This window comes from Vibrio sp. 03_296, from assembly GCF_002265885.1.
The window spans coordinates 1-773 of record NZ_NPKW01000318.1; the positions used below are offsets into that span (position 1 = coordinate 1).

A 773-nucleotide genomic window follows, 5' to 3' on the forward strand; every position below is an offset into this window, starting at 1 on the left:
TTTTGAAAAAGGCGATAAAGGCACTGTGTGAGGCAAACTCCAGCCAATACGCCACATCGGTGACACACAGACCAGACGAAAGCAGTTCGATCGATGTGAGCAAGTGCCACTGTGCTGCTGACACTGTCGGGTAAAACGAAGGGTTAACTAGTATAAAAGAAGCATCAAACGATGGCCTTCTTTTAGGGTTCTTCTGGGGGATAAAAGAGCTTGTAGTGAGCGATTCCCCTGTCCAATATAAGTATGTCATCGATTACCAGCTTCTGTTGGTATTACCACGAGCATCTGGTTGGGGTCAGAAACCAAATCATACCCTAAGCTTTTACGATAACGCCTGTTGAGAAATAAATGACATGCCATATTTTGCGCCATGAAAATCGCCCACACATGGCAGGATCAAATGAGCCTGGGAAAGATGATGCACTTCTCTTGACTGGCCATGTAAAATCAGACTAACTATGTTTCTTTGGGTCAGAGTTAACATGAGCTTTGCATTGTATCTCATCTAGATTTGAAGCAATGACATACGTCTGATCACTGTTCTCAACCGTGATTTGGTTTGCTGCTAAAATAAAATCCTCGATCGAATCATTATTTGCATCAATTTTAGTTACGTCTAATATCCCACCCAAGTTGTATTCATTTCTCTGAAAGTTATCTTTAGAAAAAGATGCTTGGCTAAAACACAACGCAAAACCACACAGAAAAAAATACTAACTTCATTAGCTTGGTAACCTTTTTTGAGCCATATTCAAAATATCCGTTGGGTTTAT

Annotated in this window: 1 pseudogene; it reads right to left on the minus strand. The window is 40.6% G+C overall.

The features are described 5' to 3' along the window. Positions 1 to 112, minus strand: a pseudogene (locus tag CIK04_RS33725) (AraC family transcriptional regulator); the annotation flags it as partial. Positions 113 to 773: the final 661 nt, after the last annotated feature.